1 rRNA gene is annotated in these 310 nt (G+C 44.8%); it reads right to left on the bottom strand.

Annotation, left to right across the window (positions count from 1 at the left end):
- Positions 1-27: 27 nt before the first annotated feature.
- Positions 28-145, bottom strand: a 5S ribosomal RNA gene (rrf, locus tag DW152_RS13200).
- Between the last annotated feature and the right edge of the window lie 165 nt (positions 146-310).

Raw genomic sequence — 310 nt, 5'->3', positions numbered from 1 at the left:
GGTAAAACCAGTTTTTCTTTTTTCAAACTCTGGCAGCCACCTACTCTCCCACATCGTCTCCAATGCAGTACCATCGGCCGCTTGGGTCTTAACCATCGTGTTCGGGATGGGTACGGGTGTTACCCCCAAGCGCATCGCCACCAGAAATCATTATTAAGCTTTTGACAGCCTTAATAACTAAACAATAAACAACAACCCTTACTTTTATCCGTTTTAGTTGGATTGATTCAGCTGCATTAGCAACTTACTTTATCCACTTTCCTTAGAAAGGAGGTGATCCAGCCGCACCTTCCGATACGGCTACCTTGTT

This window comes from Dorea sp. AM13-35, from assembly GCF_003473885.1.
Taxonomy (GTDB): Bacteria; Bacillota; Clostridia; order Lachnospirales; family Lachnospiraceae; genus Dorea_D; species Dorea_D hominis.
Note: the sequence above shows the minus strand (reverse complement) of the source record. Positions and strands in the feature narration are given on the sequence as shown.